This is a genomic window from Sphingomonas sp. 22R3R2A-7 (assembly GCF_036856055.1).
In the GTDB taxonomy this organism is placed as follows: domain Bacteria; phylum Pseudomonadota; class Alphaproteobacteria; order Sphingomonadales; family Sphingomonadaceae; genus Sphingomonas.
The window spans coordinates 2,442,810-2,465,390 of sequence record NZ_JASPFR010000001.1; the positions used below are offsets into that span (position 1 = coordinate 2,442,810).

General features: G+C 67.9%; 17 protein-coding genes and 4 pseudogenes. 14 read left to right on the forward strand and 7 right to left on the reverse strand.

What is annotated here, in order from left to right; translation table 11 throughout:
- Positions 1-95 precede the first annotated feature (95 nt).
- Positions 96-860, reverse strand: coding sequence for a hypothetical protein (locus QP165_RS11675; protein WP_333995800.1), 765 nt, complete (start codon positions 858-860; stop codon positions 96-98).
- Between the two features lie 484 nt (positions 861-1,344).
- Here QP165_RS11675 and QP165_RS11680 point away from each other — a divergent pair.
- The 6 genes and pseudogenes from QP165_RS11680 to QP165_RS11705 all read left to right on the forward strand — a co-directional run.
- Positions 1,345-1,857 (forward strand): annotated as a pseudogene (locus QP165_RS11680) (glycosyltransferase); the annotation flags it as partial.
- A 31-nt stretch (positions 1,858-1,888) separates the two neighbouring features.
- The gene (locus QP165_RS11685) at positions 1,889-2,503 is read left to right on the forward strand and encodes a hypothetical protein (protein WP_333997079.1); all 615 of its coding nucleotides are present in this window, start codon (positions 1,889-1,891) and stop codon (positions 2,501-2,503) included.
- On the forward strand, positions 2,500-3,510 hold the full coding sequence (locus QP165_RS11690; protein WP_333995801.1) for a hypothetical protein: 1,011 nt from the start codon (positions 2,500-2,502) through the stop codon (positions 3,508-3,510). The genes QP165_RS11685 and QP165_RS11690 overlap by 4 nt, the downstream gene beginning before the upstream one ends.
- Before the next feature lie 58 nt (positions 3,511-3,568).
- The gene (locus QP165_RS11695; RefSeq protein WP_056018425.1) at positions 3,569-4,483 is read left to right on the forward strand and encodes a sulfite exporter TauE/SafE family protein; all 915 of its coding nucleotides are present in this window, start codon (positions 3,569-3,571) and stop codon (positions 4,481-4,483) included.
- Between the two features lie 35 nt (positions 4,484-4,518).
- Positions 4,519-5,238, forward strand: coding sequence for a TIGR02186 family protein (locus QP165_RS11700; RefSeq protein ID WP_200916208.1), 720 nt, complete (start codon positions 4,519-4,521; stop codon positions 5,236-5,238).
- A gap of 184 nt (positions 5,239-5,422) precedes the next feature.
- Positions 5,423-7,038: pseudogene (locus QP165_RS11705) on the forward strand (ATP-binding protein).
- Between the two features lie 45 nt (positions 7,039-7,083).
- Here QP165_RS11705 and QP165_RS11710 read toward each other — a convergent pair.
- Positions 7,084-8,667: a M23 family metallopeptidase gene (locus QP165_RS11710; RefSeq protein ID WP_333995802.1), complete on the reverse strand. Its 1,584-nt coding sequence runs from the start codon at positions 8,665-8,667 to the stop codon at positions 7,084-7,086.
- A gap of 193 nt (positions 8,668-8,860) precedes the next feature.
- Between QP165_RS11710 and QP165_RS11715 the strand changes: the two genes are divergently transcribed.
- The 6 genes from QP165_RS11715 (at position 8,861) to QP165_RS11740 (ending at position 14,649) form a co-directional block, all read left to right on the forward strand.
- Positions 8,861-11,353 carry a helicase-related protein gene (locus QP165_RS11715; protein WP_333995803.1) on the forward strand — a complete coding sequence of 831 codons (2,493 nt, stop codon included), beginning with the start codon at positions 8,861-8,863 and terminating at the stop codon, positions 11,351-11,353.
- Between the two features lie 7 nt (positions 11,354-11,360).
- Positions 11,361-11,654 (forward strand): RNA-binding S4 domain-containing protein, encoded by a 294-nt coding sequence (locus QP165_RS11720; RefSeq protein ID WP_082445884.1) that lies wholly within the window; start codon positions 11,361-11,363, stop codon positions 11,652-11,654.
- A 284-nt stretch (positions 11,655-11,938) separates the two neighbouring features.
- On the forward strand, positions 11,939-12,280 hold the full coding sequence (gene fdxA / locus QP165_RS11725) for a ferredoxin FdxA (RefSeq protein ID WP_056018438.1): 342 nt from the start codon (positions 11,939-11,941) through the stop codon (positions 12,278-12,280).
- 217 nt (positions 12,281-12,497) lie between these two features.
- Positions 12,498-13,031, forward strand: a complete 534-nt coding sequence (locus QP165_RS11730; RefSeq protein WP_056018441.1) for a CarD family transcriptional regulator — start codon at positions 12,498-12,500, stop codon at positions 13,029-13,031.
- A gap of 123 nt (positions 13,032-13,154) precedes the next feature.
- Positions 13,155-13,886 (forward strand): head GIN domain-containing protein, encoded by a 732-nt coding sequence (locus QP165_RS11735; RefSeq protein WP_333995804.1) that lies wholly within the window; start codon positions 13,155-13,157, stop codon positions 13,884-13,886.
- 49 nt (positions 13,887-13,935) lie between these two features.
- Positions 13,936-14,649, forward strand: a complete 714-nt coding sequence (locus QP165_RS11740) for a GIN domain-containing protein (protein ID WP_333995805.1) — start codon at positions 13,936-13,938, stop codon at positions 14,647-14,649.
- Between the two features lie 34 nt (positions 14,650-14,683).
- Here QP165_RS11740 and QP165_RS11745 read toward each other — a convergent pair whose 3' ends face one another.
- Together QP165_RS11745 and mgtE are read right to left on the reverse strand one after the other, a co-directional pair.
- On the reverse strand, positions 14,684-15,100 hold the full coding sequence (locus tag QP165_RS11745; protein WP_333995806.1) for a DUF1489 family protein: 417 nt from the start codon (positions 15,098-15,100) through the stop codon (positions 14,684-14,686).
- Between the two features lie 43 nt (positions 15,101-15,143).
- A complete protein-coding gene (gene mgtE / locus QP165_RS11750; protein ID WP_056018453.1) occupies positions 15,144-16,553 on the reverse strand; it encodes a magnesium transporter in 1,410 nt (469 codons plus the stop codon).
- A 109-nt stretch (positions 16,554-16,662) separates the two neighbouring features.
- On the opposite strand from mgtE, the gene QP165_RS11755 reads away from it, so the two are divergent.
- Entirely contained in the window at positions 16,663-17,118 is a 456-nt protein-coding gene (locus QP165_RS11755) for a peptidylprolyl isomerase (RefSeq protein WP_031440995.1), read from the forward strand.
- 266 nt (positions 17,119-17,384) lie between these two features.
- Here the strand turns inward: QP165_RS11755 and QP165_RS11760 are convergent.
- Positions 17,385-18,270 (reverse strand): annotated as a pseudogene (locus QP165_RS11760) (LysR substrate-binding domain-containing protein).
- Between the two features lie 264 nt (positions 18,271-18,534).
- Between QP165_RS11760 and QP165_RS11765 the strand changes: the two are divergent.
- Positions 18,535-20,812, forward strand: a pseudogene (locus tag QP165_RS11765) (CDC48 family AAA ATPase).
- Positions 20,813-20,852: 40 nt separating this feature from the next.
- On the opposite strand, the gene QP165_RS11770 reads toward QP165_RS11765, so the two are convergent.
- Together QP165_RS11770 and QP165_RS11775 are read right to left on the reverse strand one after the other, a co-directional pair.
- A complete protein-coding gene (locus tag QP165_RS11770; protein ID WP_333995807.1) occupies positions 20,853-22,181 on the reverse strand; it encodes an MFS transporter in 1,329 nt (442 codons plus the stop codon).
- On the reverse strand, positions 22,178-22,501 hold the full coding sequence (locus QP165_RS11775) for an antibiotic biosynthesis monooxygenase family protein (RefSeq protein ID WP_333995808.1): 324 nt from the start codon (positions 22,499-22,501) through the stop codon (positions 22,178-22,180). Before QP165_RS11775 ends, QP165_RS11770 begins: the two co-directional genes overlap by 4 nt.
- Positions 22,502-22,581: the final 80 nt, after the last annotated feature.

Sequence of the window (22,581 nt, forward strand, 5' to 3'; positions counted from 1 at the left end):
CCCGACCCTGCGCGAGACGGAACGAAATGGCAACCTCGCGCGCGCGAAAGCGCCCCAGTCGTGCGGCTATCCGGACCGTGCGGGGATTGATTCCGTCACGGGAGCCGGTCGCCCGCGCTGTACTTGAGTTCGAGATACCGGCCCTGTACCGCGATCTCGTCGAGCGGCGCACGGCCGAGCTGCTCGCCGGCCCGCGCGAGTTCGGTATCGAGCAGCCGGAGCCCGTTGACCAGATGGTCCTCGGGCGTCCGCCCATCCGCATGCGAGACGCGCCGCGCTGAGACGGGGATATTGCGCCAGCCGTCGACAAGGTCGGGAAGCTCGACCGCGATCAGTTTGCGGACCGACGCCGCGGCCGGGCTGCGCGGATCGAGCCGCGCGAGGTGCGGTGTCAGGGCGTCGAGCCGTTGGCCCATGCTCTCGGTGATCCGGAGCGCCGGCAAGGGCAAACCGCGACGTTGCGCCGCGACCCAGATCACGGCTTCCTCGCACAGGGTGGACAGCGGCGCCTCGACGAGCGCTTCGCGACCTGGCGCACGGGGCGGCGCGCGCCGGATGATCACGAGCGTCAGGAACAGCATCAACGCCGACACGACGGCAAGCGCGACGCCGGGCGCTGCGATCGCGGCGAGCGCGGCCCAGGCAAGTAGCGAAGCGATCGCCGCGATGGCCAGGCGGATCAGCACGCGTCGCTGTCGTCGCGCCTTCGCCTCGCGCTCGCGCCGCGCCTGCTCGCGGCCCTCGGGCGACAGGCGGCGAAGCAGCTCCTCGGCATGCGACAGACCGACGTCGGCGAACCCCGACGCGACCGTGCGCGCGCGGTGGATCATCGGTTTGGCCGGACCCGGGTCATCGTTCATGGCGATACGATGACGCGCTTCCTCGGTCGGGTCCAGCGCTGTTGGGAGAGTCCTGACCGGCCGACCCCGGACGCGGGATTGGCGGCTTCGTCGCGTGACCAGGCGTCAGTCTCTGACCGGGCGAATGTCGGCCCGATCTTGTGATTTTATGCGGATCACCAAGTAATATTCGTCCAATCATCCAATTCGGACCAACATAAATCCGAGCTGGCGGTAAATTGCGATAGGTACCGGCCGGGGGAATGCCATGGTCGAACACCTATGGATTGTCGATATCATCGCGCGGGAGGCGTTCCTGTTTGCGGGAGTCGGTCTTCTCATTGGTGGACTAGACGATCTGCTGGTCGATCTTGTCTTCATCGGTCGATCGATATGGTGTCGTCGGACCGTCCGTCCGTGTCTGCGCGATCTTCCCGCACCCTTGGTGCGCGCGCCGCTCGCGATATTCGTGCCCGCGTGGGACGAGGTGGCGGTCATCGGGGCGATGCTCGCGACCGCGGTCGCGCGATTCGAGCACGAAGATTACCGGATCTATGTCGGTGCCTATCCGAATGACCGCGCGACGATCGATGCGGCTGCTGCTGCGGCGGCGTGCGATCCGCGGATCACGGTGGTGATCGGTGACCATGACGGGCCGACGACCAAGGCGGATTGCCTCAACACGCTCTGGCACGCGTTGCGCCGCAGCGATGCCGAGGCGGGGCGGCGGACCAAGGCGATCGTGCTGCACGATGCAGAGGACGTCGTGCATCCGCTCGAACTGCGCGTGTTCGATTCGCTGATCGATCGGTACGCCGTCGTGCAACTGCCGATCCTGCCGCTCGTCAAACGGGGCGCGCGGCTCGTCTCGGGGCATTATGCGGACGAATTTGCAGAGGCGCACATGAAGCAGCTCGTCGTCCGCACCGCGGTCGGGGCGGCGATGCCGCTCGCGGGGACCGGGTGCGCGATCTCGACCGCGGTGCTCGAAACCGTGGCGCATGCGCGCGGCGGCGATCCGTTCGACGCCACCAGCCTGACCGAAGACTATGAACTCGGGCTGCGAGATCGCCGAGCTTGGCGGTCGCGGTCGTCTTGCGTGGATCGGCGACGGGACCAGCGACGGGATCGGCGGTCAGATCACCGTCCGTGCATTCTTCCCGTCGACGCTCGACACGGCGATGCGGCAGAAGGCGCGCTGGATGACGGGGATCGCGCTGGCGGGATGGGACCGCACGGGCTGGGCGCGGCCGCTGGCCTTTACCGATCACTGGATGCGGATGCGCGACCGGCGTGCGCCCTTCGGCATACTGGTGCTCGCGACGGCGTATTTTGCGCTGCTGGCCTGGGGGCTTGCACTGCTGCTGCACTGGCAAATGCCCGAGGCGCGCAGCGCAATCCAGACGCCCGCCTCATGGCTGCTGATCGTCAACACCGCGTTGCTCGTCTGGCGGCTGGGCGGACGGATGTTCTTCACCGCGCGCGGCTATGGTCTGCGCGAGGCGTACTGGTCGATACCCCGCTTCGTCGTGGGCAATTATATCGGGCTGATCGCCGCGCCGCGCGCGCTGATCCGGTACGTTGCCATCCTTCGCGGCGCGCCTCCGATATGGGACAAGACGCGGCATGAGTTCCCCGATCCCGGGTCGCTTGCCCGCGCATGAAGGGCGGACGCCCGTTCCGGTTCCTCGTCGTCGCACTCGGAACATGGGCGGGGATACGCGCTGCGATCCTGCTGCCCGACATCGCGCCCGGCCCCGCCATCGTCCGCCTTTTCGCCCCGCAGCCCGCCAGCGCGGTGCCGCGATCGGCGCGCGATGACGGACCGGCCGGACAGCCGGCGCGCCGCACGTCTGCGGTCTCGATTCTGCGCGTCGCTGGTCTGCACCGGGAGTCTCGGCCCGAGCAGCCGCGAGTCGTGATCGAGCGCCGTCCCGCAGTCGCCGCCGCGACCCCGCCCTTATCCAGCGCGAATCGACCGGCTCCCGTGCAAACGGATCCGATGTTGCGCGTGTTTCCCGCGGTGCGGCCCGTTTCGTCCGGGCGAAGCCGGGTCGCTGCGAGCGCATGGCTGCTCGCGAGAGGCGGTCCTGCCGGGACGCTGTCGGGCGGTCAGCTCGGCGCGTCGCAAGCCGGTGTGCGAATTACCTACGCGCTGGGCGAGGCGCGCAAGGTCTCGCTCGCCGCGCGCCTCGCCGCACCGCTCGCGGGGCGTGGGCGCGAAGCGGCGGTCGGGCTGGAATGGCAACCCACGCGCTTGCCCGCCCGGTTCGTCGCCGAACAGCGCTTCGTGCTCGATGGCGGTCGTGGCGGCCCGACGCTCGGGGTGATCGCGGGCTATGGGCCGGGCGAGATCGCACCCGGCGTCCGTCTCGAAGCCTATGGCCAGGCCGGAGCGATCGCGCGCGCCGGGATCGAGGCGTATGCCGATGCGGCGGCACGCCTCACGCACCCGGTGCTGCAGCGTCGCGGCATCGCGCTCGACGGCGGCCTGGGTGTCTGGTGCAGTGCGCAGCGCGATGCCGAGCGACTCGATGTCGGCCCGACGCTGGGGGCCGCAGTCCCGCTTGGCGGGCGATCGATCCGCGTGGCCCTCGACTGGCGCGCGCGGATCGGCGGCCGTGCGCGCCCGGGCTCGGGGCCAGCCCTGTCGATCGGCAGCGATTTCTGAGCAGAACCGCAGGCGCAACGGGTGGTCCCTGCGCGCGCTTTGCGTATAAACCCGTCCGGTGGACCTGTATCTTCCCATCGCGAACCTGTCGGTCAACGCGCTTGTCATCATCCTGCTTGGCGGCGGCGTCGGGTTGCTCTCGGGCATGTTCGGCGTCGGCGGCGGCTTCCTGACGACGCCGCTGCTGATCGTCTACGGCATTCCGCCGACCGTCGCCGCCGCGTCGTCCGCGAGCCAGGTCACCGGGGCCAGCGTTTCGGGTGTCTTCGCGCATTTCCGTCGCAACGGGGTCGATACGAAGATGGGCGGCGTCCTCGTCGCGGGCGGTATCCTCGGCGCGTTCTTCGGCGCATGGCTGTTCCGGCTGCTTCAGCAAAGCGGGCAGATCGATACCGTGATCGCGATCGTCTATGTGCTGATGCTCGGGTCGATCGGCGGCATGATGGCGCGCGAATCGATCAGCACGATCGGGCGCGCCCGGACCGGTCGCCCCGCCAAGCCGCGCAAGCGGCGCCATCATCCGCTCGTGGCCGCGCTGCCGCTGCGGACGCGCTTCTATGCCTCGGGGCTGTATATCTCGCCGCTCGCGCCGTTGCTGCTCGGTTTCTTCACCGGGGTGCTGACGATCCTGCTCGGTATCGGCGGCGGGTTCATCCTCGTGCCTGCGATGATCTACCTGCTCGGCATGGCGACCTCGGTGGTGGTCGGCACGTCGCTGTTCCAGACGCTGTTCGTCACCGCGGTGGCGACGATGGTCCACGCGACCACGACCAAGGCCGTCGACATCGTCCTTGCCGGGCTGCTGCTGATCGGTTCGGTCGTCGGCGCACAGATCGGCGCGCGGTTCGCGACCAAGTTTCGTCCCGAATATCTGCGGCTCGGCCTTGCGGTGATGGTCTTGCTGGTCGGTGCGCGGATCCTGCTCGGGCTGGTGTGGCGTCCCGAGGAGATCTTCTCGGTGGCGCTTTCGTGAAACGCGTGTGGCTGACCCTGGTCGCGCCGCTCATGATGGCGCAGGCCAAACCCGTGCTCGTCCCCGACGTGTCGCAGCGCAATATCGAGATCGCCTACAGCTTCACCGGCGCCGAGCTGCTGCTGTTCGGCGCCATCCTCTATCCCGGCGGCCGCCTGCCGAGCGGCGAAAGCCCGACCGACATCGTCGTCGTCGTGAAGGGGCCGACGCAATCGGTCGTGATGCGCGAGAAGGAGAAGGTTGCAGGGATCTGGGTCAATGCGTCGCGCCTGCGCTATCGGTCGGCGCCCAGCTTCTATGCGATCGCCTCGTCGAGGCCGGTCGCACGGCTGGTCGACGATCGCACGCGCGCGATCTACGAACTCGGGCTCGACAGCCTGCAATTGTCGCCCGCGTCGAGCGCACCATCGGACACGCAGGACCGGTTCCAGCGCGGGCTGGTCGATCTCAAGCGCCGCGCCGGGCTGTATTACGAGGCGCCGCGCGCGGTCGAGATCACCGACGACGTCCTCTATCGGGCGCGGGTCAGCATCCCTGCACGCGTGCCCGTCGGGCGCTTCACTGCGGAGACCTTCCTGATCCGCGACGGCCGCGTGCTCGCCGCCGCGGTGCGCGACATCGACATCCGCAAATCCGGATTTGAACGCTTCGTCGCGCGCGCCGCGGACCGGTCGTCGATCCTCTACGGCCTTGCCGCGGTCTTCCTCTCGATCTTCCTCGGCTGGGCCGCGGGCTGGATCGCCCGCCGGATCTGATCGCCCCCAGATCGGGCCATAGGTATCTCGCGAGTCACGGTATCTTTACGCTCCTGCCCGCATGGTCGCCGCCGAATGAGGCGAAGCCCAGCGGCGAGAATGGACTGTTGATGATCGAAATGCCCGGATCCGAGATGTTCCAGCGCGCCATCGCGGCGGCGACCTTGGCGGATGCTCCCCGACCGTGCCGCCGGCCGGCGGCGCGGCGAGTGCGATCGGCGTGGTCTTCGCGATCGCCGGATCGAGCAGCCGGATCCTGCTCGACCGGTCGGCGATCGCCACGCTCGAGGATCGCGCGGATCCGATCCTCGCCGCCGCCGGACAGGTCGGCAGCCAGGTCAAGATGCGCGTCGGCAGCGTCTGGCTCGTCGCCAATGTCCGCTCGCTCAGGCTGGAGGACGATACGGGCACCTGCGTCGCGGCCGAGATCGACTTTCTCGGCGAGGGCGACGAGAACGCGCTGACCGGAACGCTGCACGGTTTCAGACGCGGCGTGACGCGCTATCCGATGCCTGGCTGCGAGGTCCATCCGATCACCACGGCGGATCTGCAGACCATCTATGCCGCCGACGACCGCGCCAATATCGACATCGGTACCGTCTACCCGACCGCCGACGTCCGCGCCGCGCTGTATGTCGACGCGATGCTCGGCAAGCATTTCGCACTGGTCGGCGCGACGGGTACGGGCAAGTCGACGGCCGCCGCGCTGATCCTCCACCGGATCTGCGACCTCGCGCCGCAGGGGCATGTCGTGATGATCGACCCCCATGGCGAATATGCCTCGGCATTCCGCACCAACGGCGCGATCCACGACGTCACCAACCTGCAGATGCCCTATTGGCTGATGAACTTCGAAGAGCATTGCGAGGTCTTTCTGACCAGCAGCGGCGCCGATCGTCAGTTCGATGCCGACATCCTCGCCAAATGCCTCCTGATGGCCAAGGCGAAGAGCCGGCTCGCGCAGGAGATCGCCAAGCTCACCGTCGACGCGCCGATCCCGTATCTGCTCAGCGACCTGACCAACATCATCGGGCTTGAAATGGGCAAGATGGACCGTGCCGGCGATACGGCACCCTATCTCCGGCTCAAGACGAAGATCGACGAGATCAAGGCGGATCCGCGCTACGGCTTCATGTTCTCGGGGATGCTCGTCGCGGACACGATGGCGAGCTTCCTCGCGCGAGATCTTCCGCCTGCCGGGCGACGGCAAGCCGATCTCGATCATCGACGTGTCAGGCGTTCCGTCGGACATCACCTCGGTGGTGGTCGCGGTGCTCGCGCGGATGACGTTCGACTTCGCGATCTGGTCGCGCAACGAACCGCAGCGACCGATCCTGCTCGTCTGCGAGGAGGCGCATCGCTACATTCCCGCGGGTCGAGACAGCAAGAGTGCGGTCGGGCGTATCTTCGGCCGGATCGCCAAGGAAGGCCGCAAATACGGCGTGTCGCTGGGGCTCATCACGCAGCGTCCGTCGGATCTGGCGGAGGGCGTGCTGTCGCAGTGCGGCACGATCATCGCGATGCGTCTCAACAACGATCGCGATCAGGCGTTCGTCCGCGCGGCGATGCCCGAGGGCGCGCGCGGCTTCCTCGATTCTGATCCCCGCGCTCCGCAACCGCGAAGGCATCATCTGCGGCGAAGGCGTGACCGTCCCGATTCGCGTCGCGTTCGCCGATCTCGAGGAAGCCCGTCGCCCGGCATCGGGCGATCCGCTGTTTTCCGAGCTCTGGCGCGATGTCGGTGGCGAGGATCACATCCTCGAACGGACGATCCGCAAATGGCGGGCGCAGGGCAAATAGGGGCGGTGCGGTCGTCCGGCGCGGCGCGGCGCCGGAGCCGCGTCGCTACCCGCCGACGCGGACCGCCAGCAGTTGCGCGACGCGGGCCTTGAACGCACGCAGCGCAGATCCCGACAGCGTTGCGGCACTGGCAAACGACATCGCGCGCGGATTGACCGCTGCACCGTTCTTCCACACTTCCCAGTGAAGATGTGGTCCGGTCGAGATCCCGGTCGAGCCGACATAGCCGATGACCTGCCCCTGCCGCACGCGCGTTCCCGACGACACCGCGATCCGGCTCATATGGCCATAGCCGCTTGCCATCCCGCCGCCGTGCGCGAGCTTGACGAAATTGCCATAGCCGCCGGTTCGGCCCGCGAATGCGACCACGCCGTCGCTCATCGCATGGATCGGCGCGCCGTAAGGTGCGCCGATGTCGAGCCCCTTGTGCATGCGCATGAACCCCAGCAGCGGGTGCATGCGCAGTCCGAAGCTCGACGTGATCCGTCCTGATACCGGCATCCCCGATACCGCGCGCCGTTCGGTCTGCCCGTTGGCATCGAACCACCCGCCGCGGCCTTCGGCATCCTCGTCGCTCCGGTCGTCGCCGCTCGTGGTCGATCCGAACCGGACCAGCTGCAGCTTGCGGCGGCCCTGGTCGATTCCTGCGAACAGCAGGTCGCCGATCCGCGTCTCGCCAGTCGCGGCACGTTCACGCGCGACGATCAGGTCGAAACCGTCCGCCGCGGTGACGTCGCGGCCGATCGAGAGACGCGTCGCAACCGCCTTGATATAGGCCTCGACGACCTTGGCCGGCGCCCCCGCGGCGCGCGCCGACCGATACAGGCTTGATCCGACCAGTCCCTGGATCCGCAGCGGCGTCCGGTCGACCGCGATCGGCTTGCGCGTCATCGCCAGCCTATTGCCGACGCGGTTCAGCGACAGCGCGAGATCGAACCGCGCGCGTACCTGGAGTGTGTCGAGGGGGCGCGCGACGCGGCGATCCGCGCGGCGACCCAGCGTCAGCGCGATCCGCGTACCCGGTGCGATATCGCGCAGGTCGACGGTCTGCGCGACGAGCGCCGCGGCGTCTTCGGCATCGCGGCGGCTGACCCCGGCGCGGATCAGGACGCGGTCGAACGCGTCGCCCTGACCAAGCGTCGCGGACAGCTCGATGCTCGGACGCTCGGGCGCCTGCGCCAGCGGCGCGACGAGGTCGTTCGCCGCCATCCGCCGTCCCGTCGACGCACCCTGGCCGAGCGGTGCGATCCCCAGCGCGCGGGCCTCGTCGCGCTCGGCGCCGGCGAGCGGTGCGGGGACGTTGCCCGTCAGTGGCGTGAATCCCGGGGCGAGCATGATTGTCGCGGCGCACAAGGCGGTGCAGGTCGCAAGCCCGCGCCACCAGCTGCGGCTGCCGATCGCGACGCCCAGATCGGGGACCCAGTCGAGATGCGTGACGGCGTCACGCGCCTGCCCGAGGATCGCCGTGCCGAACGTTGCCGCGTCTGCGGCGGCGTCATGCCGGGGAAGGACGCGAGATGCAGGCGCGCGACCGAAACCGCGGCTGGCGCTGTGGCCCGGGCCGCCGGCAAGCTCCAAGTCCTGGTCCGTTCCTAGATACACGGCGGCGCCTCGAATCATGGCCAACATCGCCGTTCCCCCCGGCGTTGTCCGATTCCCTGTGCAGCAAGGGTCCTAAAGTCAAATTAACCCGCCGCGAGCGTGCCACGGCGGACGACGAGACGTGGCCGGCCGCGGACCGGCCGATCGCTACGCGCGTGTTGTGGCGAAGTTCGTGCGCCGGTCATTGCGCGGGGGGACATTAGGTCCGATGTTCAACGCTATGAGTGACGATGCGTTTGGCGGCGTGACCGCGGTCCTGGGGCCGACCAATACAGGCAAGACGCACCTCGCGATCGAGCGGATGTGCGCGCATTCCAGCGGCATGATCGGCTTTCCGCTGAGACTGCTCGCGCGCGAGGTCTATGACCGGGTGGTGGCGATCAAGGGCGCGAACCGCGTTGCTCTGGTCACCGGCGAAGAGAAGATCATGCCGCCCGATGCGCGCTGGCTGCTGTGTACCGCCGAATCGATGCCCGACCGCGATGTCGCGTTCGTCGGGCTCGACGAAGCGCAACTGGGCGCGGATCCCGAGCGGGGGCATGTCTTCACCGACCGGCTGCTCCGCGCGCGCGGGCGCGAGGAGACGATGATCCTTGGGTCCGAAGCGCTCCGCCCGATGATCAAGGCGCTCGTTCCCAAGGCGGAGATCGTCAACCGCCCGCGCTTCTCGACGCTCAGCTATGCCGGCGCCAAGAAGATCAGCCGCCTGCCCAAGCGCTCGGCGATCGTCGCCTTCTCCGCGGAGGAGGTGTACGCGGTTGCCGAGATGCTCAGGCGGCTGCGGGGCGGTGCGGCGGTGGTGATGGGCGCGCTGTCCCCGCGCACCCGCAACGCGCAGGTCGCGATGTTCCAGGCGGGCGAGGTGGACTATCTGGTCGCGACCGACGCGATCGGCATGGGCCTCAACATGGACGTCGCGCACGTCGCGTTTGCCAGCCTCAACAAGTTCGACGGCAAGCGCCAGCGCCGCCTGACGGTGGCCGAGATGGCGCAGATCGCGGGGCGTGCGGGGCGGCATCAGCGCGACGGCACGTTCGGCGCGCTGTCCGACGACGGGCCGGGCGCGTTCCTGCCCGAGGAGGTGCTCGCGATCGAGGAGCACCGCTTCCCCCGCCTCGAGAACCTCTACTGGCGACAGGGTGAGCCCGATTTCGCGAGCATCGACGCGCTCGTCGCGAGCCTCGAGGCGCGCCCGCCGGCGGGCGTGCTGCGCGCGGCCCCGCAGGCGCTCGATCTCGGCGTGCTCAAGCGGCTCGCCGAAGAGGGCTGGGTGCGCGAACGGACGCGACATCCCAGGATGGTCGCGCGGCTCTGGGCGGCGTGCGGGATTCCCGACTTCCGCAAGGTCGGGCTCGACCCGCATGCGCGTTTCGTTTCGCGCGTGTTCGGGCATCTGAGCGAGGGGCGGGGGCACATCCCGCACCAATGGTTCGCCGACGAGATCGCACGGCTCGACACGGTCGCGGGCGACGTGCCGGTGATCGCCGGCCGGATCGCGGCGACGCGGATCTGGGCCTATATCGCGCAACGTGCCGACTGGCTCGCCGAGCCCGCGCACTGGGCGGCGCGTACCGCCGCACTCGAGGAACGGCTGTCGGATGCGCTGCATGCGAGCCTGACGCAGCGCTTCGTCGACAAGCGCACGACCGCGCTGATGCGACAGATCGGTGCGGACGCCGCGTCGCTGCCGGTCGTGATCGGTCCCGAGGGCGAGGTGATGGTCGAGGACCACCCGATCGGCCGGCTCGACGGGTTCCGCTTCACGGTCGCCGCCGATGCGCGTGCCAGCGACAAGCGGCTCCTGCTGGCGGCGGCCGAAAAGCGGCTCACGGGCGAACGGACACGCCGTGCGCAGTCGCTGGTCGATGCCGGCGATGGCGACATCCTGCTCGACGATGATGCGCAGCTCGTCTGGGCGGGGCATGCCGTCGCGCGGCTGGCGTCCGGGGCCTCGTTTGCCCGGCCGCGGCTGGTGCTCGACCGCTCGCTCGACTGTCTCGACAAGAGCGCGCGCGACCGGATCGAGACGCGTCTGGCGGGCTGGCTGGCGACGATGCTCGCCCGCCGTCTTGGCGCGTTGACCAGGCTCGCCGACGCCAGCCGCGACGCAAAGGCGACGCCGGCGTTGCGGATCGTCGCCGGCGCGATCGAGGCGGCAGGAGGAATCACGCCGCGGTTGCCGCTGCGACTGTCGCTCGATGCAATCGACGCGGACGAACGCAAATGGCTGCGCAAGATCGGGATCACGATCGGTGCGCTCGACCTGTTCGATCCGCGGCTGATGAAGCCCGAGGCGGCACGCTGGCGCCGCGCGCTCGCGACCGCACGCGGCGGCGACATCGTGGCGCCGCGGGACGGCGCGACCGTGCTCGCGCGGGGCAGCGATGGTGCGACGCTCGAGGCGGGGTTCCGTCCGCTTGGGCTTCAGGCGGTTCGCGTCGATCTGGTCGAGCGCATCGCCCGCGCGGCGCATGATGCGCGTCAGGGCCGGACGCCGTTTGCACCCGACCCGGCATTGGCGACCTCGATCGGGCTCGACCCCGCATCGCTCGACCGGCTGATGGCGGAGCTGGGGTTCAAGGCGCTCGCCGGCGACACGCCGCGCTGGGTCTGGCGCGGGCGTCCGCCGGCACGGCCGGTACCGCCCGCTCCGGTCGATCCGTCGCGCGCGAACGCCTTTGCCGGTCTTGCTGCACTGGTCCGCCATGGTTGAAGGCGCGATGCGGATCGATCGGTTCCTGTGGTTCGTGCGGCTCGCCAAGACGCGCAGCGCCGCGCAGGCGATCGCCGAGCGGGGGCATCTGCGGATCGACGGTCGCGCGATCGATCGCGCGCATTGTCCGGTCCGGGTCGGCAACGTGCTGACCTTCGCGGCGCATGATCAGGTCCGGGTGATCCGCGTCGAGGCGCTGCCGGCAAGACGCGGGCCCGCCCCGGAGGCGCAGGCCTGCTACCAGGACCTGATCGCCGGCAGCACGCCGGGCGGCACCGTCCGTGATCCGGCGTCCGAGTGACTGACGCATTAGACTACGAGCGATCGTCGAAGCGGGCGACGTCGCAACGCCACGCCCGTCATCCTGACGAAAGTCAGGATCCAGGATACCAGAGGGCAGCAGGTCGTGGCTCTGGATCCTGACCTTCGTCAGGATGACGGAATGGTCTGGGCGGGGGAGGATGCGGGGGCCGCAAAACCTGATAACGTCTCGCAGAAGGCTTGCTATGATTGACGCGACCGGGAACCGCGCATAGTCGCTTTCGCGTTCGTTGCCGGAAAGGAATCCGGCCCAGGAGTTACCCAATGACCTACGTCGTCACCGATGCCTGCATCCGCTGCAAGTACATGGATTGCGTGGAAGTGTGCCCGGTCGATTGCTTCTACGAGGGCGAGAACATGCTGGTGATCAATCCCAGCGAGTGCATCGATTGCGGCGTCTGCGAGCCCGAATGCCCGGCCGAAGCGATCCTTCCCGATACCGAGAGCGGTCTCGAGCAGTGGCTCGAACTCAACACGACGTTCTCGGCACAGTGGCCAAACGTCACGCGCAACGACAACCAGACGCCGCCCGACGCGGATGCGATGAAGGGCGTCGAGGGCAAGTTCGACAAGTTTTTCTCGCCGGAGCCGGGCGCCGGCGACTGACGATGCGCTGAAATCGTACGATAATGCGGGTTTGGGGCATGGGGGCTGCCACGACCCGCTGGTAATTTTGTTGCAAAGCTGTTAATTGGGTCCGTGACGGGCGCGATATGTCATGTCGTCCGCCTGGAGTATGTTCGAACCCTATTCCTCCTCGGTGCAATCCGGCGAATGCTTCGCTGTGGCACCGCGTGGAGGCATTGATCCGGAAAGGCCCCCAATGGCTGCCAAGGCACTGTCCTTCGACGTCGGTGATTTCGTCGTTTACCCCAAGCACGGAGTCGGCCGTGTGATCGAGCTGCAACGCTCGGAAATCGCCGGCATGACGCTCGAACTCTACGTCCTCCGGTTCGAAAAGGAGCGTATGACGCTCCGCGTTCCGACCAACAAGGCCGAAAGCGTCGGCATGCGCAAGCTGTCGTCCGACAAGACCATGCGCGAGGCAATGGACACGCTCAAGGGCAAGCCCAAGGTCAAGCGCACCATGTGGTCGCGCCGTGCGCAGGAATATGAGGCGAAGATCAACTCGGGCGACCTCGTGTCGATCGCCGAAGTGGTCCGCGACCTGTTCCGCGCCGACGACCAGCCCGAGCAGAGCTATTCCGAGCGGCAGATCTTCGAAGGCGCGACCAGCCGTCTCGCGCGCGAGCTTGCCGCGATGGAAGAGATCGACGAGCCCAAGGCGCAGGAGAAGATCCTCGACATCCTCCGCGCTGCCGCGGCGATCTACAACAAGGACAAGGTGCCCGCGTAACGCGGCGTACCCTGTCCGGGCGATGAGGGCGGTCCTGCGGGGCCGCCCTTTTTCGTTGTAAGAAATTCCCTTTGTAAGCGTGTCGATCGAGTGTATTGTTTAGGCAATACACAGGAGGACTCGATGAACGTTCTTGCGCTTGGGTTGATCATTCCGCTCGCAGCCTGCTCATTCAGCTGGAACGACGACACCGAGGGTTCGGGCGCGGCGGCATCGGGTGCCGGAGCGACGCGGACGTACCAGGTCACCGGATTCAACGGGATCGACCTGCGCGGGTCCGACGATGTCGATGTCCGCGTCGGTGCCGGGTTCTCGATCCGGGCGGAGGGGCCTGTCGAACAGCTCGACCGGCTGCGGATCGATCGCGACGGCGACACGCTCGACATCGGACGCCAGAAGAACAGCAATTTCGGCTGGAGCAAGGGTGCCAAGGTCAAGATCTTCGTGACGGTCCCGCGGCTGACGGATGCAAGCGTGTCGGGATCGGGCAACATGGCGATCGATCGGATCGAGGGGAGCAGCTTCGAGGGCGGGGTCGCGGGATCGGGCAATCTCGACGTCGCCGCGCTCAGGGTCGACGACGCACGCTTCTCGGTCGCGGGGTCGGGCAACGTCCGTGCGAGCGGAACGGTACGCAGCCTGAAGGTCGAGATTGCCGGTTCGGGCGATGTCGATGCGACGCGGCTGCGGGCGCAATCGGCGTCGGTCGAAGTTGCCGGTTCGGGCAGCGTCCGTGCGGTCGTCGATGGTCCGGCGCAGGTCGACATGATGGGGTCGGGCGATGTCGATCTCGGTCCGAACGCCCGGTGCACGACATCGAAAATGGGGTCAGGGTCGGTTCGCTGCGGCGGATGATCCTCGCGCTGCGACTTGCGTAAGCCGGGGTAAGCGGCGACGGTCGTGTATGCACCATCCGCTCGCCTCGTTGCTGCTCCTGTCCGCGTCGCTGTTGCCGATGCCCGCGGCGGCCGGTCCTGCGGCGTCCGGCCGGACCGTATCGGTCGGGAGTTTCGATCAGCTGCGCGTCGAGGGGCCGTTCGAGGTCCGCGTCACGACCGGATCGCCGCGCGCGACGATTCTCGGCGATCCGCGCGTTGCCGAAGGGGTCAATATCCGCGTCGACGGCCGGACATTGTCCGTCCGCAAGGGAACGGGGGGCTGGGGCGAACAGCCGCGTGGCGGTGGGGCCGGGCCGATCGTCGTGATGCTGTCGACCCCCGCGCTCGTCGCGGCGAGCGTGGCGGCGGGGGGCCGGCTGACGATCGACCGGATGCGGGGCATGCGCGTCGATACGACCGTCGGGGGCAATGCGAGCCTCGTCCTCGCGGCGGCGGAAACCGAGCAACTGAACGCCACCGTGATCGGCACCGGCCGCATGACGCTGGCGGGCCGGGTGGCACGCGCGCGGCTGATGATGAACGGCGCCGGGGCGATCGATGCGACGGCGCTGCAGGTCAACGACCTGACCGTGCACCTCGAAGGTGTCGGCGAGGTCGCAGCGGCCGCGCGCTATACCGCGCAGGTCACGAATACGGGGCTGGGGTCGGTCACCGTCGCGGGGACTGCAAAATGCCGCGTCGAGGCGGCGGCGGGTGGCCCCGTGACGTGCGGCCGCTGACGCATCCGCCCATCGCCGCGCGGTCGATGCAGGCTCAGATCAGCGCCAGCTCGGCCAGCTTGGTCATCAACGCGGGGGGCATCACGTCGAGCCCCGTCGCGTCGCCGCCCAGATCGAGCGGCGCGTCGGCACCCTCCAGATAGCGCCACCCCTGATGCGCGCGCTTGGGGCGCGCCTGCACTAGTACCAGCCTCGGGTCGATATGGATCGCGACCCGCCCGCCCTCTGCCTCGCCAAAGCCGAGGATCGGCGACCGCGCGATCAGCTGGTGCTTCAGGATCCAGTACATCGAGCCGCCTTCGCCGACGGGTCCCGCGACCTCCTCGTGCCGCTTGGGCAGGTAGCGGGTGGTCAGGAACACGGGCCCCTCCTCACCGCGCAGCCGCAGGCGCTCCGCCAGATGGTCGACGCTGTCCGCGCCGAACGCGACTTTGGTGAGGTGAAGCGGCATCCGTCTGAAAATGGGCGCTAAACCGCGCCAGTCAACCTAAGGGTCACCCGTGCAGCCCCCACAGGCTGGCGAGGCCAAGAAACGAGAAGAACCCCATCGTGTCGGTCATCGTCGTCACGAACACCGCCGACGAGACCGCGGGATCGATCCGGAACTTGTCGAGCGTGATCGGGACCAGCACGCCGGCAAGCCCTGCGGTGATATTGTTCGTCAGCATCGCCGCGGCGATCACGATCGACAGATCGGAATTGCGGAAGATGACGTAGGTGCCCAGCCCGATCAGCGTGCCGAGCATCACGCCATTGGCGGTGGCGATCCGGAATTCGCGCCCGATCATCCGCTTCGTGTTCGAACTCGTCAGCTGGTTGGTCGCGAGCGCGCGGACCACGACCGCGAGCGTCTGCGTGCCCGCATTGCCGCCCATCCCCGACACGATCGGCATCAGCACCGCGAGCAGCGCGAAGCTCGCGATCGTCCCCTGGAACAGCCCGACGACCGACGACGCGACCATCGCGGTGCCCAGATTGACCACCAGCCAGGTGAAGCGCGTGCGCACGGTCAGCCGGATCGGCTCGTTGATGTCACCGTCGCCGGCGCCGGCGAGACGCAGCGTATCCTCGCCCGCCTCTTCCGAAATGATGTGGACGATGTCGTCGACCGTGATCATGCCCACCAGCCGGCCACCATGATCGACCACCGCCGCCGAGATCAGCGCGTATTTCTGGAAGCGCAGCGCCACCTCTTCCTGGTCCATGTCGACCGGGATCAGCGTCTGCTCGCGCTTCATCACATCGGCAATCGCGATCCCGCGCGGCGTGCGCAGCATCCACGACAGCTGGCACGTCCCGATCGGCTTGTGCGCGGGGTCGACGACGAAGATCTCCCAGAAATCGGTCGTCAGCTCCTCGTGACCGCGCAGATAATCGATCGCGTCGCCGACGGTCCAATGCTCAGGGACAGCGATCAGCTCGCGCTGCATCAGGCGGCCGGCGGACTCCTCGGCGTAGCTCAGCGCCTCCTCGATCGCGGCGCGGTCGTCGGGATCGAGTGCACGCAGCACCGCGCGCTGCTCGTCCTCGTCCATGTCCTCGATGATCGCGACCGCATCGTCGGTATCGAGTTCGGAGGCGAGATCGGCGACCTGGTGCGGCTCGAGCGCGTCGATCAGATCCTCGCGGACATAATCGTTCATTTCGGCGAACACGTCGCCGTCGAGCAGGTCGGTCACCGCCCGCGCGAGGGCCGCGCGATCCTCCTGCGGGGTCAGCTCGAACAGATCGGCGATGTCGGCGGGATGCAGCGGCTCGACCAGCGCGCGCGCGCCCTCGTCGTCGCCGTCCTCGACCGCATCGAGGACCGCACGAACGAATTCGGGCCGCAACCGGTCGTCGCGGTCGAGTTGCGTCTCGGGCTGGGTTTCGATTTCGACCTCGGGAAGCTCGAGTTCGCTCATGGCTGCCTCCCTTAAAAGCGTGCGTCCGCGCCCTAACCCGCAATGGCGGCATTTGCCAGTCGCGGGTCGGCTCCCTATCTGCGGCGCATCAATTCAGGAGAAGACTCAAATGGCTGATACCCCCGAAACGCTGACGCTGACCCTCGATGGCGGCGACGTGACGATCAAGCTGCGCCCCGATCTGGCGCCCAAGCATGTCGAGCGCATCGTCGAGCTGGCCAATGACGGCTTCTATGACGGCGTCGTGTTCCACCGCGTGATCCCGGGCTTCATGGCACAGGGCGGCGATCCCACGGGCACCGGCATGTCGGGGTCGGACAAGCCGAACCTCAAGGCGGAATTCTCGGCCGAGCCGCATGTCCGCGGCGTGTGCTCGATGGCGCGCACCAACCAGCCCGACACGGCGAACTCGCAGTTCTTCATCGTGTTCGACGACGCGCGTTTCCTCGACAAGCAGTACACCGTCTGGGGTGAAGTCACCAACGGCATGGAGCTGATCGACGCGCTCCCAAAGGGCGAGCCGCCGCGCCAGCCCGGCAAGATCGTCAAGGCACGGGCTGCCTGAGCTGAAGGCTGCCTCCGGCGTAGCGAAGCTGCGCCGGAGGCGGCCGAAGCCGGCCGGCGGATTGAAACTCCGTCCGACGGCGCGGCTTTGCCGCGACGCGCTTCGAGAGGGAAACGCGTCACGGTTGCCGCCTGAATCCCGTACCAAGCTCATACCGTCATCCCAGCGAAAGCTGGGATATTCCGGTTCGAGCCTTGCCGCTTCTCGACTGGGAGACCCCAGCTTTCGCTGGGGTGACGTGGAGGGGGCTGAGGACGAACTGGTGGTCAGACTTCCGCCAACGTGCGGATCAGCCAGTCGTGGAACAGCCGCACCGGCTTCGTCTGCAGCGCTCGCGGGCGGCAGACGAACCAGTAGCTGTACGGGCTCTCGACCTCGATATCGAAAAGCCGGACCAGGCGCGGGTCGTTCGCATCGGCGAAATGACTCGCATGCATGAACGCGACGCCCAGCCCCTGTGCCGCCGCCTCGAGCATCAGCGCCCCCGAATCGAAATGATCGATCGCGAGCGGCTCGATGTCGTCGAGCCCGGCCGCCGACCGCCACGCCGTGAACGTATCTGTCATGTCGCGGTGCACCAGCGCAGTCAGCGTGGCGAGCTGTTCGGGTCGCGTGACCGGGTCCGCGCGCTCGATCAGGCTCCTCGCACCGATGACGTACACCGAATTCCGGTCGAGCCGCCGCGCGTACAGCGACGGGTCGATCTCCCGTGACAACGCGATCACCGCATCGAGCCCGTCGCCCAGCCGCGATACGAGATGCGCGGCCGTATCGATGTCGAGATGCAGTTCGGGGTGGGCGGTACGCAGCTCGCCCAGCCGCGGAAACAGCTTTTGCGAGGCATAGAGCGGAAGGATCCCGAGTCGCAGTCGCAGCACCTCGGTCGTGCTGGTCATCGATTCGACCGCATCGGACAGCGAGATCGAGCACGGGCGCGATCTGCGCCAACAGCCGCTCGCCATCGGCATTGAGCACCATCGCCTGGTGGCGACGCGCGAACAACGGCTTGGCGATGAACCGCTCGAGGCTCTGGACCCGCCGGCTCAGCGCGGGCGCGGACAGCGCCAGATCCTCGGCCGCGGCCTTGATCGACCCCAGCCGCGCCACCTGCACGAACGCCTCGATAGCCCCCAATGGCGGCAACCTGCGCATGATCCCTCTTTCGACTCGACGATTGTGACAATGACTGCGGACTGCATTCATGCACGCGATTGCAGTTAGCGCAATCGTAGCGGATCCATTCGCACTTGCAACATGAACCGCCTCGACGCAAAAAGACCTCGCCTTTCAGGCATCCTCTCCTAAAAACTTTCACGGGCTGGCCTTCATTGGCCGGCCCTTTTTTTGTCGCTTCGGGTCCTCGCAAGCATGGGGCGGGGGCCCCATCTCCGACACTTCGAGTGTGAAGGAGTGACGATGCCCGATAGCGAAACCCCGACGCGGAAGATCCAGGTCGCCAATGCGCGGCCCGAGGACAGCGGTCGCGGCCTGGCGCATCTGCCGCGCGCGCTGATGGCGACGCTGGGAATCGGCGAGGGCGACGTGATCGAAATCCTCGGCAAACAGAATACGCCCGCCCGCGCCGTCGGCCCTTACCCCGAGGACGAGGGCCTCGACATCCTGCGCATCGACGGGCTGCAGCGCGCGAATGCGGGCGTCGGGTCGGGCGATTTCGTCGAAGTCCGCAAGGCCGAATCGAAGCCGGCGACGCGTATCGTCTTTGCCCCGGCGCAGCAGAACCTGCGCCTGCAGGGATCGACGAATGCGCTCAAGCGCACGTTCCTGGGCCGGCCGATCTGCCAGGGCGATATCGTCGCGACCGCGGGCCACCAGCGCGTCGGCAACATGCCGCCGGGCGTCCAGCAGTTCATGAATGCCCCGGCGTACGCGTTGCAGGAGATACGCCTCGCGGTGATCGCCGCGAGCCCCAAGGGCGTGGTCCATATCGACGAGAATACCGAGATCGAGCTGCGGTCCGAATATGAGGAACCGCAGGCCGCGCGTCGCGCCGACGTCACCTATGACGATATCGGCGGTATGGCACAGACGATCGATCAGCTGCGCGAGATGGTCGAACTGCCGCTGCGCTACCCCGAACTGTTCCAGCGTCTGGGTGTCGATCCGCCCAAGGGCGTGCTGCTGCACGGCCCCCGGAACGGGCAAGACGCGCCTCGCGCGCGCGGTCGCGAACGAATCGGACGCGCAGTTCTTCCTGATCAACGGCCCTGAGATCATGGGGTCGGCCTATGGCGAATCCGAAGGCAAGCTGCGCCAGGTATTCGAGGAAGCCGCCAAGGCCGCGCCGTCGATCGTCTTCATCGACGAGATCGACTCGATCGCGCCCAAGCGTGGCCAGGTCGCGGGCGAAGCGGAAAAGCGGCTGGTTGCGCAGTTGCTGACGCTGATGGACGGGCTTGAGGCGCGCGCGAACCTCGTCGTGATCGCCGCCACCAATCGCCCCGAGGCGATCGACGAGGCGCTGCGGCGTCCCGGCCGGTTCGACCGCGAGATCGTCGTCGGCGTCCCCGACGAGCGCGGTCGTCGCGAGATCCTCGGCATCCATGCACGCGGCATGCCGCTCGGCGACCGCGTCGATCTCGATGAGCTCGCGCGTACGACCTACGGCTTTGTCGGCGCCGATCTCGCCGCGCTCGCGCGCGAGGCGGCGATCGAGGCGGTGCGGCGGATCATGCCCAAGCTCAACCTCGAGGAGCGGACGATCCCGCCCGAGGTGCTCGACGAGCTGTCGGTGACGCGCGAGGATTTTCTGGGTGCGCTCAAACGCGTCCAGCCATCGGCGATGCGCGAGGTCATGGTGCAGGCGCCGACCGTGCGCTGGGCCGATGTCGGCGGGCTCGACGATGCGCAGATGCGGCTGAAGGAGGGCGTCGAACTCCCGTTGAAGAATCCCGACGCGTTCCGCAGGCTCGGCATTCGCCCCGCCAAGGGCTTCCTGCTCTACGGCCCGCCCGGCACCGGCAAGACGCTGCTGGCAAAGGCGGTCGCGCGCGAGGCGGAGGCGAACTTCATTGCCACCAAGTCGTCCGACCTGCTCAGCAAATGGTATGGCGAGAGCGAGCAGCAGATCACGCGGCTGTTCCAGCGCGCGCGCCAGGTCGCGCCGTGCGTGATCTTCATCGATGAGCTCGATTCGCTTGTCCCCGCACGCGGCAGCGGCGCGGGCGAGCCGCAGGTGACCGAGCGCGTCGTCAACACGATCCTTGCGGAGATGGACGGGCTGGAGGAACTCCAGTCGGTCGTCGTGATCGGTGCGACCAACCGCCCCAATCTGATCGACCCGGCATTGCTGCGGCCGGGGCGGTTCGACGAGCTCGTCTATGTCGGCGTGCCCGACAAGGCAGGGCGGCGGCGGATCCTCGGCATCCAGACGCAGAAGATGCCGCTCGCCGGCGACGTCGATCTCGATCGTCTGGCCGAGCGGACGGATCGCTTCAGCGGCGCGGATCTCGAGGATGTCGTGCGCCGCGCAGGCCTCGTCGCGTTGCGCCGCGAGATCGACTCGACGCACGTGACGATGGCGGACTTCGACAAGGCGCTGACCGAGTCACGTGCCAGCGTCACGCCCGAAACCGAGCGTGAATATGAGCAGATGGCCGCGCGCCTCAAACAGGATGCGACCGCGATCCAGCCGATCGGCTTCGCCTTTCCCGGGCGAAAGGATCAGGGCGCCTGACGACACGGAGCCGCCGGTGTCTCAGCCGGCGGGTCCCGCCCTACGCGATCCGCTCGGTCGGGTCGCGTAGGCTTGCCCAGGCATAGCCGATCATCACCACGCACGCCGCGCCCGCGATCAGATAGGGCAGCGAATGCTGCATCTCGTACAGCCCGACGCCGATCGACGGCCCGAGCACGAAGCTGGCGCCGTTGATACTCGTGACCTTGCCCGCCACCGAGCCCTGCGCGTTGGCGCCGACCGCCAGCGACGACCCCGCCGTGAAGCCCGGCCGGGTAAAGCCGAATCCCAGGCTCGCCAGCGCATAGGCGGTCGCGATTCCGTAGAGCGACGTCGCGATCCCCGTCAGTGCGCTGCCGGCCGCCGCGAGCACGAGCCCCGTCAGCACGAGCTGGCGCGGGGTCATGTTCAGCCGCGGAATGATCCCCCATTGCGCAAGCAGCGCAGCGCCGGCACCCATCATCAGGACGATGCCGGTCGGCTCGAGCGCCAGGGCCGGCGCGAGGTGAAGCCGGTCGATCACGAGAAAGCCGATCGCCTGGCCCGTCATCGCCTGGGCATGCCCCATCACGAGCCCCGCGATCATCCATGCGCGGATTCGCGGGTCGGTATAGCCGACATGCTCGATGTGCGATCCCGTCGCGGCTGCGACCGACGCGCCGCTGGGGGCGCCGCCGATCGAGGGATAGGCGGAACTTGCCCCATGCGTGTCGTGCGCAGCGACGATGCGGTCGTCGGGGAGCATCCGCCGTACGGTGATCCACACCGCGATGCCGAACGCTGCGAACAGGAAGGCAGGGCCTGACAACCCGACGTCCAGACCGGCGATAGAACCCAGGATGAGATAGGGGGCGATCGCAGGACCGAGAATCGTCCCCAGCCCGAACGCCGATGCCAGCAGCGTCAGCGCCTTGGTGCGTTCCTCGCGCGTGGTCTCGCCCGCGACGAGCGCCTGCACCGCGGGCGGCGCTGCCGATCCGAAGAGTCCGTAGATCAGCCGTCCGCCGATGAACGACAGGAACGCGGCGGTCCCGCCGATCCAGCCATTGATCCCGGCCATCAGGAAGACCCCGCACACCGTCAGCGACACGCTGAAGCCGCCGACGCCGAGCAGGATCATCGCGCGGCGGCCATGCCGGTCCGATCGATTTGCCCAGAACGGCGCGGCGATGACCCACAACAGCGCGGACACCGAAAACGCCGCTGCGACCGCGCTGTCCGCGACTCGCAGCGATCGCCCGAGCGCCGGCAGCACCGATTGCAGCGCGGTGTTGCCCGCGGCGATGGTCAGCATCACGAGAAACATCAGCGCGAAACGCCGATCGATCCTCGGCCCATCCGCGGGGCCTGCAGCGGCGGGTGGGGTCATGGTCTCGTCCATCCATAGCCGCGCGTGACGTGTGCGACCGTCACCGAATAGCGGTCGTACCAGATCGCACGCCCGCGCTCGCGGATCGCGCTGTGATCGGGGTGGTCGCGCCAGGCGATTGCCGCGGTGTCGTCGGACCAGTAGCTTATCGTGATTCCCATGCCGTCGGCCCCGCGCGTGCTTTCGACACCGCGATACCCCGGCTGCACCATCGCCAGCGCATCCATTTCCGCCGCCGCTGACTCATAGCCGTCCGCGTCCGCACCGCTACGGAACGAGGTGAAAATGACCGCGGTCTGGCCGGTTCGATCGACGTGCATGACCGGTGCTTAAACGCTGCCACGGGGTTGGCAAGGATGGCGGAACCGCTTGGTCCACCACGACTTCCGATGCAGTTCGT

Bases quoted from the DNA above. Each gene is read 5' to 3' on its own strand.
- QP165_RS11775 (WP_333995808.1), bottom strand. From the start codon at position 22,501: ATGCACGTCGATCGAACCGGCCAGACCGCGGTCATTTTCACCTCGTTC.
- QP165_RS11730 (WP_056018441.1), top strand. From the start codon at position 12,498: ATGGCTGCCAAGGCACTGTCCTTCGACGTCGGTGATTTCGTCGTTTAC.
- QP165_RS11745 (WP_333995806.1), bottom strand. From the start codon at position 15,100: ATGCCGCTTCACCTCACCAAAGTCGCGTTCGGCGCGGACAGCGTCGAC.
- QP165_RS11770 (WP_333995807.1), bottom strand. From the start codon at position 22,181: ATGACCCCACCCGCCGCTGCAGGCCCCGCGGATGGGCCGAGGATCGAT.
- QP165_RS11715 (WP_333995803.1), top strand. From the start codon at position 8,861: ATGAGTGACGATGCGTTTGGCGGCGTGACCGCGGTCCTGGGGCCGACC.
- QP165_RS11720 (WP_082445884.1), top strand. From the start codon at position 11,361: ATGCGGATCGATCGGTTCCTGTGGTTCGTGCGGCTCGCCAAGACGCGC.
- QP165_RS11690 (WP_333995801.1), top strand. From the start codon at position 2,500: ATGAAGGGCGGACGCCCGTTCCGGTTCCTCGTCGTCGCACTCGGAACA.
- QP165_RS11735 (WP_333995804.1), top strand. From the start codon at position 13,155: ATGAACGTTCTTGCGCTTGGGTTGATCATTCCGCTCGCAGCCTGCTCA.
- QP165_RS11740 (WP_333995805.1), top strand. From the start codon at position 13,936: ATGCACCATCCGCTCGCCTCGTTGCTGCTCCTGTCCGCGTCGCTGTTG.
- QP165_RS11700 (WP_200916208.1), top strand. From the start codon at position 4,519: ATGGCGCAGGCCAAACCCGTGCTCGTCCCCGACGTGTCGCAGCGCAAT.
- QP165_RS11685 (WP_333997079.1), top strand. From the start codon at position 1,889: ATGAACTCGGGCTGCGAGATCGCCGAGCTTGGCGGTCGCGGTCGTCTT.
- QP165_RS11710 (WP_333995802.1), bottom strand. From the start codon at position 8,667: ATGTTGGCCATGATTCGAGGCGCCGCCGTGTATCTAGGAACGGACCAG.
- QP165_RS11755 (WP_031440995.1), top strand. From the start codon at position 16,663: ATGGCTGATACCCCCGAAACGCTGACGCTGACCCTCGATGGCGGCGAC.
- mgtE (WP_056018453.1), bottom strand. From the start codon at position 16,553: ATGAGCGAACTCGAGCTTCCCGAGGTCGAAATCGAAACCCAGCCCGAG.
- QP165_RS11675 (WP_333995800.1), bottom strand. From the start codon at position 860: ATGAACGATGACCCGGGTCCGGCCAAACCGATGATCCACCGCGCGCGC.
- fdxA (WP_056018438.1), top strand. From the start codon at position 11,939: ATGACCTACGTCGTCACCGATGCCTGCATCCGCTGCAAGTACATGGAT.